Source organism: Pontibacter coccineus (assembly GCF_030546575.1).
Classification (GTDB): Bacteria; Bacteroidota; Bacteroidia; order Cytophagales; family Hymenobacteraceae; genus Pontibacter; species Pontibacter coccineus.
This window is the reverse complement of the sequence record NZ_JAUOTN010000002.1, coordinates 197,770-211,605: the sequence shown is the minus strand read 5'-3', so window position 1 is coordinate 211,605 and position 13,836 is coordinate 197,770. Positions and strand designations below refer to the sequence as shown.

General features: G+C 52.9%; 12 protein-coding genes. 6 read left to right on the top strand and 6 right to left on the bottom strand.

Translation table 11 applies throughout. The features are described 5' to 3' along the window. Nucleotides 1-425: 425 nt before the first annotated feature. Both Q4E40_RS04865 and dapF read right to left on the bottom strand, forming a co-directional pair. The gene (locus Q4E40_RS04865) at nt 426-947 is read right to left on the bottom strand and encodes a GNAT family N-acetyltransferase (RefSeq protein WP_303410394.1); all 522 of its coding nucleotides are present in this window, start codon (nt 945-947) and stop codon (nt 426-428) included. 3 nt (nt 948-950) lie between these two features. Further along, nucleotides 951-1,736 (bottom strand): diaminopimelate epimerase, encoded by a 786-nt coding sequence (gene dapF / locus Q4E40_RS04860; RefSeq protein ID WP_303410393.1) that lies wholly within the window; start codon nt 1,734-1,736, stop codon nt 951-953. A gap of 102 nt (nt 1,737-1,838) precedes the next feature. Here dapF and Q4E40_RS04855 point away from each other — a divergent pair, with 102 nt between their 5' ends. The 4 genes from Q4E40_RS04855 to Q4E40_RS04840 all read left to right on the top strand — a co-directional run bounded on the left by Q4E40_RS04855 (nt 1,839) and on the right by Q4E40_RS04840 (nt 6,639). After that, nucleotides 1,839-2,732: a class I SAM-dependent methyltransferase gene (locus Q4E40_RS04855; RefSeq protein ID WP_303410392.1), complete on the top strand. Its 894-nt coding sequence runs from the start codon at nt 1,839-1,841 to the stop codon at nt 2,730-2,732. 142 nt (nt 2,733-2,874) lie between these two features. Next, entirely contained in the window at nt 2,875-3,951 is a 1,077-nt protein-coding gene (locus Q4E40_RS04850) for a calcium:cation antiporter (RefSeq protein ID WP_303410391.1), read from the top strand. Between the two features lie 255 nt (nt 3,952-4,206). Next, nucleotides 4,207-5,214 (top strand): energy transducer TonB, encoded by a 1,008-nt coding sequence (locus Q4E40_RS04845; RefSeq protein WP_303410390.1) that lies wholly within the window; start codon nt 4,207-4,209, stop codon nt 5,212-5,214. A 486-nt stretch (nt 5,215-5,700) separates the two neighbouring features. Then, the gene (locus Q4E40_RS04840) at nt 5,701-6,639 is read left to right on the top strand and encodes a Ppx/GppA phosphatase family protein (RefSeq protein WP_303410389.1); all 939 of its coding nucleotides are present in this window, start codon (nt 5,701-5,703) and stop codon (nt 6,637-6,639) included. 111 nt (nt 6,640-6,750) lie between these two features. Here Q4E40_RS04840 and Q4E40_RS04835 read toward each other — a convergent pair whose 3' ends face one another. Beyond that, nucleotides 6,751-9,138 (bottom strand): hypothetical protein, encoded by a 2,388-nt coding sequence (locus tag Q4E40_RS04835; protein ID WP_303410388.1) that lies wholly within the window; start codon nt 9,136-9,138, stop codon nt 6,751-6,753. Between the two features lie 189 nt (nt 9,139-9,327). Between Q4E40_RS04835 and Q4E40_RS04830 the strand changes: the two genes are divergently transcribed. Next, nucleotides 9,328-10,395, top strand: a complete 1,068-nt coding sequence (locus tag Q4E40_RS04830) for an Ldh family oxidoreductase (protein WP_303410387.1) — start codon at nt 9,328-9,330, stop codon at nt 10,393-10,395. A gap of 3 nt (nt 10,396-10,398) precedes the next feature. Then, on the top strand, nt 10,399-10,737 hold the full coding sequence (locus Q4E40_RS04825; RefSeq protein WP_303410386.1) for a hypothetical protein: 339 nt from the start codon (nt 10,399-10,401) through the stop codon (nt 10,735-10,737). 65 nt (nt 10,738-10,802) lie between these two features. Here Q4E40_RS04825 and hscA read toward each other — a convergent pair whose 3' ends face one another. The 3 genes from hscA to Q4E40_RS04810 form a co-directional block, all read right to left on the bottom strand. Next, nucleotides 10,803-12,665, bottom strand: a complete 1,863-nt coding sequence (gene hscA, locus Q4E40_RS04820; RefSeq protein WP_303410385.1) for a Fe-S protein assembly chaperone HscA — start codon at nt 12,663-12,665, stop codon at nt 10,803-10,805. A gap of 111 nt (nt 12,666-12,776) precedes the next feature. Beyond that, on the bottom strand, nt 12,777-13,343 hold the full coding sequence (locus Q4E40_RS04815; RefSeq protein ID WP_303410384.1) for a helix-turn-helix domain-containing protein: 567 nt from the start codon (nt 13,341-13,343) through the stop codon (nt 12,777-12,779). Between the two features lie 169 nt (nt 13,344-13,512). Next, nucleotides 13,513-13,812, bottom strand: a complete 300-nt coding sequence (locus Q4E40_RS04810) for an FtsB family cell division protein (RefSeq protein WP_303410382.1) — start codon at nt 13,810-13,812, stop codon at nt 13,513-13,515. Nucleotides 13,813-13,836: the final 24 nt, after the last annotated feature.

The window sequence follows — 13,836 nt, the reverse complement described above, 5'->3', positions numbered from 1 at the left end:
GCTAGTGCTATTTGCTTCGTAGGTTCAGTGCAAGTTACTTTTGCTATACCTGCCAGTGGTGTGTGTCAAATCCCACAGCGCTTATACCTTGAAATGGTAGTTTCAGGCTCCTTCCCCTGTTTTTAGGGGAAGGCTGGGATGGGGTGAAACTCCCCTCCTTGGACAAGTAGGGGCAGGGGTGGTTGGACCCGGTACGGCAAAAGAACTGCTATAACCACGAAACTTATACCTGACAACTAACTAGCTGCTGAAAATTCCCCTCCCGAGAGGGGAAGGGGGGTGTTATAGCAGCTGCTTGACCTCCCTTCAACCAAGATCCTTCTAGGATGACAGATGGGAAAGCAGCAGCCGAAAAGTCCCCCTTCGAAGGGGGCAGGGGGATGTTAATCGTGCACAGAAATTCAGTCAGTCCTGCAAATCCTGATTCAGACAAATAGCCGCTGCATTTCTACCACGTCGTCCCAACTACCGTCAGACTTGCGCAGCCATTCCCTTCTTATACCTGCTTCCTCAAAGCCGGCGCTTTTAAAAAGCCTGATGCTGGTGTGGTTGGTGGCTGTGATGCTGCAGTATACCTGGTGCAGCTGCAAGGTGTGCTCACAGTAATTAAGCAAAAGATGCAAGGCTTCGGCGGCATGCCCTTTACCGCGGTACGGGGCCGAGACCACTACACCTATACCTGCGCGGCGGTGCAGCGGGTCGAAGTCGAAGAGGTCGATGGCGCCGATGGCTTTCTGCTCGTGGTTGCAGATGACGAGCCGGAGCTGCTTGACGGTGTAGATGTCGAGGGCGGCGTTTTCGAGGTATTGCTCCAGCACAAACTTAGCATAGGGCGTGAACGTGTTGCTGACATGCCAGGTAGAGGTATCGTTCTCTAAGGTATACAGAAAATCGAGGTCGGTAGGCTCGAGCGCCCGCAGGTAAGTATGGTCGCCTTTCAGGAACATAATCTATACCTTCTCCGGAAGCGGCACTGTGCCTGTAAACACCATTTTAGCAGGCCCCGTCAGGTATACGTACCGGAAGCCGTCACCATGCTGTTCGAAACTCACCTGCAGGTTGCCTCCAGGGGTTTTTACGCGCACCGGGCTTTCCATGCCGCGCATACCTGCCACCAGGGCACAGGCCGTCACGCCGGTTCCGCACGACAGTGTTTCATCTTCCACGCCGCGCTCGTAGGTGCGCACGTAAATGGTATCCTCAGAAAGGCGCTCCACAAAATTCACGTTGGTCCCCTGGGCCTCGAATCGGTCGTTGTAGCGTACAGCGCGGCCCTCGTCGTATACATCGAGGTCGCGCACATTGTCTACAAAGCGCACAAAATGAGGCGAGCCGGTATTCAGGTAAAAATCCTGTCCGATCCGCTCCACAGCGGTCACATCACCCATTTTCAGTTGTATTTCCTCGCGCTCAATGGTGGCCTGGTGCTCACCGTCAGCTGCCAGGAAATAGGCCACATCCTCGATCACGCCGAGTTGCTTGGCGAAACGAACGGTGCAGCGGGCCCCGTTTCCGCACATAGAGCCCAAACGGCCGTCTGCATTGAAGTACACCATCTCGAAGTCGTATTCGTCGTGGTCCTGCAGCAGGATCAGCCCATCGGCACCGATGCCGGTCCGGCGGTCGCACAAATGTTTTATCATCTGTTCGTCCTCTGCCGGGAAGTTCATCTTCCGGTTATCAACCATAACGAAGTCGTTGCCCGTACCCTGGTATTTATAAAAGCTTAGTGGCATACTTTAAAACATTTAAAACAGCTGATACGTGCACTTTCAGACGCGGCATTAAATTCGTAAATTGCCGTCCCCCGGCGTGCGCCGATTATAAACAGCAAATATATGTATTCCTTTTTAACAACAGAAAACTGGGCTGACTACGAACTGGTTGACTCCGGAAATTTCGAAAAGCTGGAGCGCTTCGGACAGTATTACGTGGCACGCCCCGAGCCGCAGGCTATCTGGGACAAGCACCTCCCCGAGTCGGAGTGGCAGCGCATGGCCAATGCCGAGTTTACACGCGACAAAGGCAGCCAGGACAAAGGCCAGTGGAAACTCAAAAAAGGAATGCCCGAGCAGTGGTTCATCAATTACCAGTACCAGGATTTGAAGTTGCGCTTCCGGCTGGGTTTGTCCTCGTTCAAGCACGTGGGCCTGTTCCCGGAGCAGGACAGTAACTGGAAGTTCATCTACAACAAGACCCGCTCACTCAAAACCAAAACGCCCAAGGTGCTCAACATGTTCGCCTATACCGGTGCCGCCACCCTGGCCGCCAAAGCCGCCGGCGCCGACGTAACGCACCTCGACTCGGTGAAGCAGGTGAACTTCTGGGCCCGCGATAACATGGAGGCCAGTGGCCTGGACAACGTGCGCTGGATTGTGGAGGATGCCATGAAGTACGCCCGTCGGGAGGTGAAGCGCGGCAATACCTACAACGGCATCATCCTGGACCCACCTGCCTACGGCCGTGGTCCGAACGGGGAGAAGTGGCAACTGGAAAACGAACTGAACGAACTCATCAAACTCTGCCACCAGATGCTCGACAAGACCGACTATTTCCTGGTCATCAACCTCTACTCCCTCGGCTTCTCGGCCCTGATCCTGGACAACCTGATGCGTTTGACGTTTGGGGAGCAGATTCGAAATGAAGAACTAGGCGAAATATACCTGCACGACAGAGGAGCGCGCAAGCTGCCGCTGGGCACCTTCTTCCGGTTTAGCTCAGCAGGGAAGTAGGAATACTGCCGAGATAGACGCTTCCTGGCACTTTTGTTTTCTGACAAGCCTACTAGAAACAATCAGTAGTGCTGGCACCAGGGTGGCGCTACCAAACAAGTTGAAAAACTATTATATCACACCTATACCTTAATTATATACGATGAGATCATTGATACAGTGGACGACTGTCATTCCGGTGCTGGCCTGGGTGCTTTTCTTTTCCGGGCTGGTGGACAATAGCGGTTTATTTCAGATTATAGCAAGTTTACTGCTTATTTTTAGTGTGATGGCGGCAGTGCATCATTCTGAAGTGATCGCGGAAAGGGTCGGGGAACCCTATGGTACTATTATTCTGGCCATATCCATTACAGTCATTGAAGTTTCGATCATTGTCTCGCTGATGATGACAGAGGGACAGGCGGCTGTTTCGCTGGCCAGAGACACGGTGTATGCTGCCACCATGCTGATACTGAACGGCATAGTCGGGCTTTGCCTGCTGATCGGGAGTCTGAAGCATTACGAACAGGACTTTTCCAAACCCTCTGTTACCATCGCCCTGGTTTCGCTGATCTCCATCGTCGTTTTCACGCTCGTATTCCCCACATTCACGGAAAGCGTTTCGGGGGCCTATTACTCCACTCCCCAGCTCGTTTTTGCCTCTATTGCTTGTCTGGTTATTTACGGATGCTTTCTGTTTGCGCAAACCAGAAAATACCGCCAGTATTTTCTGACGGTTGGTAAGGACGAAGATGAAGAAAAGGCGGTGCCTATCCTCATCAGCAACCGGATATTCATAATCAGTCTGCTGTTTCTGATTGTCTGCCTGGGCATTGTCGTGCTGCTGGCAAAAACACTCTCTCCCACCATCGAGAGCATTATTACGAGCTATAGCCTTCCCAAAACACTGGTGGGCATTGTGATTGCAGGCATTATTCTGTTGCCAGAAGCTATAGCCGCCATCAACGCCGCCAGAAAAAACAGACTACAGACCAGTATCAACCTGTCGCTTGGCTCGGCCCTGGCAAGTATCGGCCTAACCATACCAAGCGTGGCCGCAGTCTGCATTTACTATGATATACCCATTATCCTGGGGCTCGACATCAAATCCATTATCCTGTTGGGGCTGTCCGTATTCACGGTGATGCTGTCGTTGAGCGGCGGCAAGACCAATATTGTGTATGGGGTCGTGCTGCTCGTCAACCTGTTCGCTTTCGTGTTCTTGATGATCTACCCTTGATTTGAATCTTGCTGGTTGCGGTTACCTGAGGCTGTGATCGGAGTGGTGAGGAGTGATCGTTGAAAAAACGGGTCGGCTATACCTGTATGGTTGAGGGGTGTAGAAGCTGCCAGCGGCAAGACTTCTCCGGTTTGGTAGAGAAAGGTGCTACAGAAGCATGATGCCTGAATAGTTACGGTTATTTGTCAAACTAATCGAAAAAGCATAAGTTGAATTCGTCCAACTGATAATTAGCACGTCCAGAATAACTTAGTTATGAAACACCTTTACCTCAGCTTTTTTGCCATACTTCTGGCTTATTCCGGCGCCTTTGGCCAAGTAAACGCTACCCTCTATTTTAATGAGCTTAACCAGCTCACTACCGAGGATAAGGCCGCTATCAAAAGAGAAGTTGCGATGGACATGAGCCAGCTGCAATTTAACGGACCGTTCAAGGACTATGACAGCAAGGGAAATCTGGTAGCCGAAGGCACTTATGTCAACGGAAGTAAGGGTGGGTTGTTTAAAACGTACCGCAATGGCCAGTTGGAATCGGAAATCGAGTTTAATGACAACGAATTCGTTATTCGTGAGTGGATAGATGCTACCGGCCAAAGGCAAGTGACAAACGGGGCAGGCACCTTTACCATGCCCTATACCTACTTAGATCGGGGTGTTGTAGGGCAAACCTGGAAAACCGGGCTGATGCATGGCCAGATGAAAGATGGGAAGCGGGACGGGAAATGGGTATTTGACAGTGAGCAGAAAATTGTCTTGTATGAAGAAGATTATAAAGCGGGCGCATTCTTAAAGCGAAAAGGCTTTATTCACAGCCAGAACCGGAGCTATGAGATGAGCTATAGATTTGATGCCCGCCCTGCCTTTGACTACATAGCCATAGAAAACCTTGAACTGGACACCACTTCAATTAAGCAGTTGCAACAGTTTTTTGAGCATTACCCGATAAAAGGAATTGAGCAAGTGCAGCGCGATATAGCGTACCCTGGCGGTATGGCCGCGTTTATGCAGGACGTTGGCAGTAATATCAGATACCCGGCACAGGACCAGCGGGCCAAAATTCAGGGGCAGGTTATTGTCAGTTTTGCAATCGATGAGAAGGGCCAGCTAAAAGACCTGAAAGTATTAAAATCGTTGAGCCCGACCCTAGATGCTGAGGCGGTAAGGGTGATCGAGTTAGTGGCGCCTAAACTGGTCCCTGCTCTACTCGATGGCAAACCTTATGAATCCATACTGAGCATACCGGTTAGTTTCAGGATCGGATAATATTTTTACCAGATATGCGAGCCCTTAGTCTTACCTGTTTGCAGGTACACAAAGCGTACGAAGCCCGCAGTTTAAAGAGCCTAAGCAGAAAGCCCAATCAAGAATAAAAATGGCAACTGCTAACAAGATACGAGCTGCCTGTACACTACCACACCTATTTAACAGCTTGAACTGAACATCGAAATAGAGCAAATTAATATGATTCTGGTAAATGGAGGATTATCAATAGGTATGCTTACCAGCCTTCTTGGGGCATCCGCAGGTGCAGTGGCAGTTTTTATCTGGTCACATATTTACGCTACCAGAACTCCTTTTTATAACTTAAGTTATACGAATTACCCGGCAATACAGAAAGTATTCGTATACCTGTTTTTTATGCTATTCGTCCTGATATCTTCTGTAGTAGCTTTTTATATTCTCTTGTTTCTGATCGGGGCGATCTTCGCCACTTTTGAAAGTATGTAATTCTTTTTAACCCCCTCCCCTATGACCAAACGCCTCGCACTCATCGACATGGGCACCAACACCTTTCACCTCCTCATCACAGAGGTCGATGAAGGCGGTAATCGCACGGACTTCGTGAAAACCAAGTTGCCGGTACGGCTTGGGCAGGGCGGCATCAGCAAGGGGGCTATTGCGCCGGAAGCCTATGAGCGCGCCTTGAAAACGCTGAGAGATTTTCGAAAGCAGATCGACGAATACGATGTAGAGACGGTGCGGGCGATGGCGACGAGCATGGTGCGCAACGCCAGCAATGGCGATGACTTTGTGAAAGATGTGTTCAAGCAAACCGATATACAGGTAGAGATCATTGAGGGCGAGCGCGAAGCAGAGTTAATCTACTACGGCGTTCGCTCGGCCGGTGTGTTGGATGAGCAGACCTCGCTGATCATGGATATTGGCGGAGGCAGTGTGGAGTTTATTATTTGCAACAACCAGGAGATTTTCTGGAAGCAAAGCTTCGAAGTAGGAGCCCAGCGCCTGATGGATAGGTTCTTCAGCGCCGACCCTATACCGGATGCCGAGGTCGCAGCCGAAAAACGATTCTTGGCAGAGCAACTGCAGCCGCTCACCGATTCCGTGGAAAGGTATAAGCCTGTCCGACTGATAGGCGCCTCCGGCACTTTCGACACCCTTTGCGACATTGATGCCCTGAGCCACGGAGATAATACCCGACAGCTTTCGCAGCCTGCCGCTTTTTCATTGCAGATCGCTGACTTCTACAAGATATACCAGGAGCTGCTGCACAAAACCCACGATGAGCGACTGGCTATACCAGGCATGTTGGAGATGCGCGTCGATATGATCGTATTGGCCAGTATACTGGTGGACTTCGTGCTCGAAACTTATAACCTGAAAGAGATCCGGGTGTCGGCTTATGCACTGAAAGAGGGTGTGCTGGCACAGGCACTCGAGTCGATGTAGTCGGCGCTATACCTATACCTATACCTATACCTATACCTATACCTATACCTTAAAACAGAACGAGCCTACTCTCCAGTAGGCTCGTTCTGTTTTATTGGGCTATACCTGTACTCAGCCTTTCGCCAATTTCTTCCGCTCTTTCTCGTAGGCCTTGCCCAGGTGTTTCAGTTTCTTGTCGCCTTGGGTATAGCTGGCTGCCAGTACGTTGGCCGTCTCGGTCCGGCCGGCGTTTACGTCCAGTATGGCCAACTGTATACCTAGCTGCTGCTGCACCTTCTTGGTTTTACCCTTTGCATAGCCATTATTGAGCAGGTTGGTCAGGAGTTGCAGGGCTGCTTTCTCCTGGTGGATGCTCGTAAAGTGATCTACCACCGTTGCTGTAAAGGCCAGCTTGCTTTGCGCCTGGGCAAAGTTGTAGAGCGAAATGTGATTCAATCCAAAGCGGGCGATCGACTTGTTCAGGTAGTGCTGCTCGGCAGCGTTGTAACGTTGTATCGCATCGGTATAGCGGCCAGTCGCCACCATACGGTTTGCCTCTTCGAGTATGCGCTGGTAGGCGGCAGCCTCGGCAATGGTGGCAATTCCGTCCTCTGCCGTGAAGGTAGCGATGGTGCAGGTCGCTTTTGTACCCGCTGCGTTGATAGCAGCCTGGTAGGCCTGGTCGGCGGCAATGAATTTCTTCTCACGCACCAGCGCCTGCGCATTCTGGTAGTGGCGGTCATAGTCGGCCTGCACATTCAGACACTCCTGCGTGAAGATGCGGTCCCGGAGCTCAATGTACTTGCCCTGCACCTCCTTGTCGCGCTCCAGGGCGTAACGTGCGCGCATGTTCTCAGCGGAACTGGCCACTGCTCTGGCATCGCTTAACCGGTTGTTCATGGCCAGGGTATAGCCTTCCGCCAGCTGACTCAGCAACACCGGTTTGGCCGCCTGCTGCAGCAAACCACCAAGCTCACGCACAGGCTGAAAGGTATTACCCTGCTCCAAAGCCAATGCCGACTCAAACTGCTCCAGCGCATTACGGTAGTCTCTAGACTTCATGGCCTGGCGACCTTTGTCGATGTGCTGCACGTAGTACTGGTATTTCACCTGCCCCTGCAGCTCGGCCGCTTCGGGTGCGTCGTGGAGCAGGTAATCGTACTGGCGCTGGAAGGTATAGGCCTCGGCGGCCAGCTGCTCAGCCTGCGCCAGGTCGCCCCGACTCAAAAAGTGCTTGCCCTCTTCCACCATGCTGCGGTAATAGCCATACACGGCACGGCCTTCGCCGTCGTTCAGGGCGGGCATGTTGCAGCGTAGTCCGCCCAGGGTGCTGCACAGGGCGCGGGCATCGGCGTAGGCGGCGACGGCACTACGGTAGTCGCCGCCGCCGTTGTGCGCGTGGCCTTCTGCCATGAACGAGCTGTAGATATCGTGCGCCAGACCCAGGGCCATCTGCTGTGTTTCAGGATCTACCCGCATTTGGGTGAGGATATCGCGGGTGCGGCCGGCTGCTTCTTGCAGGTTACCGCTCATAAAGTCTAGGCGGGCCAGTTGCAGGTGGGCCGGAGCAAAGCGTGGGTTCACTTCCAGGGATTTCACAAAGTAAGTGCTGGCAGCTGCTAGGTTGTTGCGGGCCATCAGGCTGATGCCCCGGTTATAAAACTGCTGGTCGAGCGTGGCCAGGGTATGGTTCACAGCCTTGCGGCGCTCTTTCAGCAACTGGTTCAGCTGGTTCGCCTTGGCGGTATAACGCTGCGGGTCGTACTGGTTCAGGCTCAGCTTATCAGAGAAGCGCTTGCCCTGCAGTTTGTCCAGCATTTCTTCCATATCGTGCAAGCGTTCGTCCTGTTGCTTGATGCGGTCCACATCGTAGTGCTTGATCAGCACCACATCCTGCAGCATCTTGTTCAGCGTGGCATCGGCTGCATAATAGTCTTTGATTAGGCTGATCTGCCCTTCCAGTTCCTGCACATCAGCCTGGGTATACACGAGCTCCAAACCTTCAACCTTTAAGGTATAGCCCTGGCTGTTGGCCGTGTCGGGCACAGAAGTTTCCAGCGCTACGATGCCATTTTGCTTTAAATTCAGGATAGGCAGGCTGTATCGCTTCACCTCTTTCTGCTGGCCGTTGAGCAAACGTACGGTCATTTTGGCCTGCTCCGGCAGTAGTACATTGCCCATATCGAAACCGCGGTAGTGCACATCACCATTCACACCTATTTGCTGCAACTGCACCTTGAGCTGCAATTGGTCACCGGCCCTGGCAATGCGGGACTGCTGCTCTAGGCGCACCACAAACTCAGGCTTGCGACTGGGGCGTCCGCCGGTTTTGCTCGCGGTTGTGCCGCCCTCGGTTAGCAACTGTATCAGCTTGTTGCTGTTCACCTGACTGCTGTTGGCAGCCGCTTCCTGTTTGATCAGGAAAGAAACAGGGATGGCTTCGTTAAACACAAGCTGGCTCTGTGCCTGTACCGCCACGGCCGCTGTGAGTATCCAAATCAGAAGTAGTGCTCTTTTCATAATCGTATCGTTCTAGCCTGCTTTGGCCAAGTCAAAATCTATTCCACTTTTCTACCAAACTCCGAAAGTATAGAAAAAAGGGTATATAAATGGTAATCAGCCCCATAATTTACGTGAAGGATAATCGCTTTAGGAATTGCGAGGCATTGGCCTGATATTTTTTTAATTTGCTGCCCTAACAAGATTGCTATGTACCCATACCGACACCTCTTTGACTTCACCCGTGAGATTTTTCTGAACATCGGCTGCCCGCTGGATGATGCCCAACTGGCTACCCAGGTACTGCTGGAGGCCGACCTGCGTGGTATAGACTCACACGGCGTGGCCCGACTGAGCGGCTACGTTCGCCTTTGGGAAGCCGGCCGCATCAATGCGAAACCCTCCATTTCCATTGTGCACGAAACGCCCAGCACCGCGACAGTGGACGGCGACGGCGGACTTGGCCTGGTGGTGGCGCCGCGCGCTATGGAAATTGCCATAAAGAAAGCAGAGAATGTAGGTACAGGCTGGGTGTCGGTGCGGAACTCGAACCACTTCGGTATAGCGGGCTACCACGCCATGCAGGCCCTGCAGCACGACATGATCGGAATGGCCATGACCAACGCCAGTCCGCTGGTGGCGCCTACCCACTCGACGCAGCGCATGCTGGGCACCAACCCGATTGCGGTGGCCGTGCCAGCCAACGAGCAGCCGCCTTTCGTGGCAGACTTTGCCACTGCATCTGCAGCGAACGGCAAGCTGGAAATCCTGCAGCGCAAACATGAAAAAGCGCCGCTAGGCTGGATACAAACGGCTCAAGGCGAGGACACGGACAATGCTGACGAACTAAAACAGGGTGGTTCGCTCCTGCCACTAGGCAGCGACCTGACGCACGGCAGTCACAAGGGCTATGCCCTAGGCGCTATTGTCGATATCTTCTCTGCAGTGCTGTCGGGTGCCAACTATGGCCCGTGGGTGCCGCCTTTCGTGAGCTTCCTGGCTCCGCCCGCCGACCCGGTGGGACGAGGTATAGGCCACTTTCTGGGTGCCATGCGCATCGATGCCTTCCGCCCGGCCGACGAGTTTAAGCAGCATATGGACAACTGGATCACTTCATTCCGGAAGGCGGATGTGAAACGCGGTGAGGAAGCTGTTCTTATACCTGGCGATCCGGAGCGCATCATGACGGCCATACGCCTGCAAAAAGGTATACCGCTGTTGTCCCCCGTTGAGAAAGACCTGGCGGAAGTGGGCAGGAAGTTCGGCGTAAAATTCTAAGCCATGGCGACCGACAAAGGTATAGCCCTGTTACGGGCGCTGGGACTGCACTCGACGCAGCGCAGCATCCTGATGCTGGTAGTGTCCTGGACCTTGAATGTGGCCTGGATCGGTTTCAATTATTCCTGGCGCCTCGTCCCTGTGTCCGTGCTGATTGCTATACCTGTGCTCCTGCTGCTTTACGGCCTGCTGGCACTGGCTGCCTACGTATATTGGGGCATCAAAGGCGTGCGCGAACAAGAGGAGCCGTATGCCAGCGTGCTGGTCGGGGTGATCGTGGCCATAACGTTGCTATACCTGAACTATACCTTACTCGACGCCCTGATTTCCATCAGCCGATAAAAACAAGAAGAGCTGGCCATGGCGGTCAGCTCTTCTTGTTTACAGGTATAGGCAACTGGTATAGCCTACTCTATTTTCTTGCCGGCCATCGCCTGCTTGATCGAAATCTGCATCACACGCTCCGCGAACGGGCTGGTCTGTTCTTCCAGATTATCCACCGCTTTCAGAATCTGGTCTTTGTCGCCGCTCGGCAGCGCATCGCGCAGCTTCTGCAAATTCTCACGCGTCAGGTTCACTTCGGTTTCTGTCAGGTGTTGGCCGTTCTTCTCCAGGAAGCGCTCCACCTGGTAGAGCATCTGCTCAGCCGTGGTGCGGGCCTCAATCACCATACGTGCCGACACATCTTCACGGGCGTGGGTAATGGAGTCCATCAGCATCTGCTCTACCTGCTGGTCGGTCAGGCCGTACTGTGGCTTCACTTCCACCTCCTGGCGCACGCCGGAGCGCAGTTCAATCGCCTCTACTTTCAGGATGCCGTCGGCGTTCAGAATGAAGTTCACGTCCACTTTCGGGAAACCGGCGGGCATGGCCGGTATACCTTTCAGGTCGAACTCGGCCAGTTTTCGGTTTTCCTGCACCAGGTCGCGTTCGCCCTGGTAAACGGATATTTTCATGTTCACCTGCCCGTCGATGGAGGTTGTGTACTGGCGACCGGCTTTGGTGGGGATCTTGGAGTTGCGCGGGATGATCGAGTCCATCAGTCCGCCCATGGTTTCAATACCTAGCGTAAGGGGCGTCACGTCCAGCAGGAGGATGTCTTTGCGGTTGCCCGACAGGATATCGGCTTGTATGGCCGCGCCCAGGGAAACTACTTCATCGGGGTTGAGGGAGATGTTCGCCGGCTTACCAAAAAACTCCGATACCGCCTCGTATACCAGCGGCACGCGGGTAGAGCCCCCTACCATGATCACTGCATCAATCTGTTCCGGCTTCAGTTTGGCATCGCCCATCGCCTGTCGGCAACTCTCGATGGTTTTGGCCACGATCGGGGCGATCAGCTCCTCGAACTTGTGCCGCGTGATTCCGCATTCTATGGCACCGTTCACCGTGCTGGTGTAGATCTGCTGCTGACTGAGCGCCTTCTTGGCCTCCTCTGCTTTCAGGCGCAGGGCCTGCTGCAATTTTTTGTCCTCGTTGAGGGTATCGGCCACCAGTTGGTTTTCCTGAATCCAGTAATTGATAATGGCGCGGTCCATGTCGTCGCCGCCCAGGTAGGTGTCGCCGTGCGTGGAGAGCACTTCAAATATCCCTTGGTGTAGGCTCAGGATAGAGATATCAAATGTACCGCCGCCCAGGTCGTATACCGCAATGGTTTTCTCTTCGGAAGGATCTATACCTATACCGTAGGCGAGCGAGGCCGCCGTTGGCTCATTTACGATGCGCAGCACTTCCAGCCCGGCCAGTTTGCCGGCGTCGCGGGTGGCCTGGCGCTGGGAGTCGTTGAAGTAAGCGGGCACTGTGATCACGGCCCTGTTCACCGGCGTTTTCAGGGCATGCTCGGCACGCTCGCGCAGCTCCTTCAGAATCTCCGCCGACAGCTCGATCGGGGAGTAGAACCTGTCCCCTACCCTGATTTTCACCAGGCCTTCGCTGTCGTCATCGATGATCTTATAGCCGAAGTAGTCTTTGTGCTCGCCGAGGTCTTTGTAAGATTTGCCCAGCAGGCGCTTGACAGAGTAAATGGTGTTGGCGGGGTCTGTGGTCAGGTAGTCCCTGGCCTCCGTGCCGACAATTGTTTCGCCATGCGGCGTGAAATGCACAATGGACGGCACAATGGTACCACGACCCAGGTCGTTGATGGCTACCGGCTTTTTGGTTTCGGGATGTATGTAGGCTACCAGGCTGTTGGTAGTCCCGAGGTCTATACCTACAATCACCTCTTCCTGCTGAAGGGCTCCTGTAGAAAGGTTTATCGCAACTTTTGCCATGTTTGTATACGTTAGTGAGGCCGCCCTATACATGGGCAGCGCTATACGCAAAGTTACGAAAAAAACAGGGGAGGTGTCGGGATGTCGTTGCTTTATACCTGATACCCGGGCTTATGCCCTCAATATATTGAGCGAGACAGGGTATGGATCGTGGGTTGCGTCTTTGCTCACCCGCCAGCACACGCCAATGACGTAGAGCGCATTGAGGAAATACAAGATGAGGTAGACGACGAAGACATACCAAGAACCCGGGTAGTGCATGATCTTCATCCAGGCAAAAAGCATGACCAGCGGATAGGTGACCAGAGACCAGGTGATCTGAAAGTTCAGGAGGCTGATGCCCTGTTCGTGCACATAAAGCACTTTCTTCTTTTGAGTTATCCAGATGATCAGTGGAAAAACAAGATTGCCGAGTGGCATCAGCAAATATGAAAGCACGGAGAGGTGCATCAACAGCAACACGCTCTTGTCGGGCTCCTTGCCATAGTCGTACACTTCCTCTACGTCTACTCCCAGTGCCTGGCAAATGGATTTCAAGGTATAGCCCCGCGGTTCGGTCTCCCCCTTCTCTATACGCTGCAAAGTCCGCAGGCTGATACCTGCCTTTTCTGATAGCTCCTCCTGGCTCAGGCCCTGTCGCTTTCGTATTTCGAGAATCCTGTTTCCTAACTGCTTCATGGTGTTTTTAGGTTTGTTTCTCAATACTACAGTGAAAGTGTCATTCACGCTTGCGGTATTTCTATGTCATTCCTATGACATTTATGACTTCCGGGCTCCAAAGGGCCATAAACACAGAAAGCTGTTCGTCAAAACAGCTTTCAGCACCTCTATTGGTGGGATCTATACCTTACTGCTCTTTCTTCGGCACCACGATGAACACATCCTCCCCCGGACGCTTCATCAGGTATTTCTCTCTGGCGAACTTTTCGAGCAGTTCCGGGTTGCCCATCAGTTCCTCGCGGTCCTGCTGCACTTCGGCCATTTTCTCGAGGTAGTACTCCTTGTCTTTCTCTTTATTGCTCAGCTCCCTGCTCATGCGGTACTGCGTAATAAAGTCGTTGGAATCGAAAAACAACATCCACACCAAAAACAGCATACCTGTTATGAAATAGAAACTGCGAACAAACTTAGGTATACGATGAAGCATATATAGAAAACTATAGATATTATC

Bases quoted from the DNA above. Each gene is read 5' to 3' on its own strand.
- Q4E40_RS04865 (WP_303410394.1), bottom strand. From the start codon at position 947: ATGTTCCTGAAAGGCGACCATACTTACCTGCGGGCGCTCGAGCCTACC.
- dapF (WP_303410393.1), bottom strand. From the start codon at position 1,736: ATGCCACTAAGCTTTTATAAATACCAGGGTACGGGCAACGACTTCGTT.
- Q4E40_RS04855 (WP_303410392.1), top strand. From the start codon at position 1,839: ATGTATTCCTTTTTAACAACAGAAAACTGGGCTGACTACGAACTGGTT.
- Q4E40_RS04850 (WP_303410391.1), top strand. From the start codon at position 2,875: ATGAGATCATTGATACAGTGGACGACTGTCATTCCGGTGCTGGCCTGG.
- Q4E40_RS04845 (WP_303410390.1), top strand. From the start codon at position 4,207: ATGAAACACCTTTACCTCAGCTTTTTTGCCATACTTCTGGCTTATTCC.
- Q4E40_RS04840 (WP_303410389.1), top strand. From the start codon at position 5,701: ATGACCAAACGCCTCGCACTCATCGACATGGGCACCAACACCTTTCAC.
- Q4E40_RS04835 (WP_303410388.1), bottom strand. From the start codon at position 9,138: ATGAAAAGAGCACTACTTCTGATTTGGATACTCACAGCGGCCGTGGCG.
- Q4E40_RS04830 (WP_303410387.1), top strand. From the start codon at position 9,328: ATGTACCCATACCGACACCTCTTTGACTTCACCCGTGAGATTTTTCTG.
- Q4E40_RS04825 (WP_303410386.1), top strand. From the start codon at position 10,399: ATGGCGACCGACAAAGGTATAGCCCTGTTACGGGCGCTGGGACTGCAC.
- hscA (WP_303410385.1), bottom strand. From the start codon at position 12,665: ATGGCAAAAGTTGCGATAAACCTTTCTACAGGAGCCCTTCAGCAGGAA.
- Q4E40_RS04815 (WP_303410384.1), bottom strand. From the start codon at position 13,343: ATGAAGCAGTTAGGAAACAGGATTCTCGAAATACGAAAGCGACAGGGC.
- Q4E40_RS04810 (WP_303410382.1), bottom strand. From the start codon at position 13,812: ATGCTTCATCGTATACCTAAGTTTGTTCGCAGTTTCTATTTCATAACA.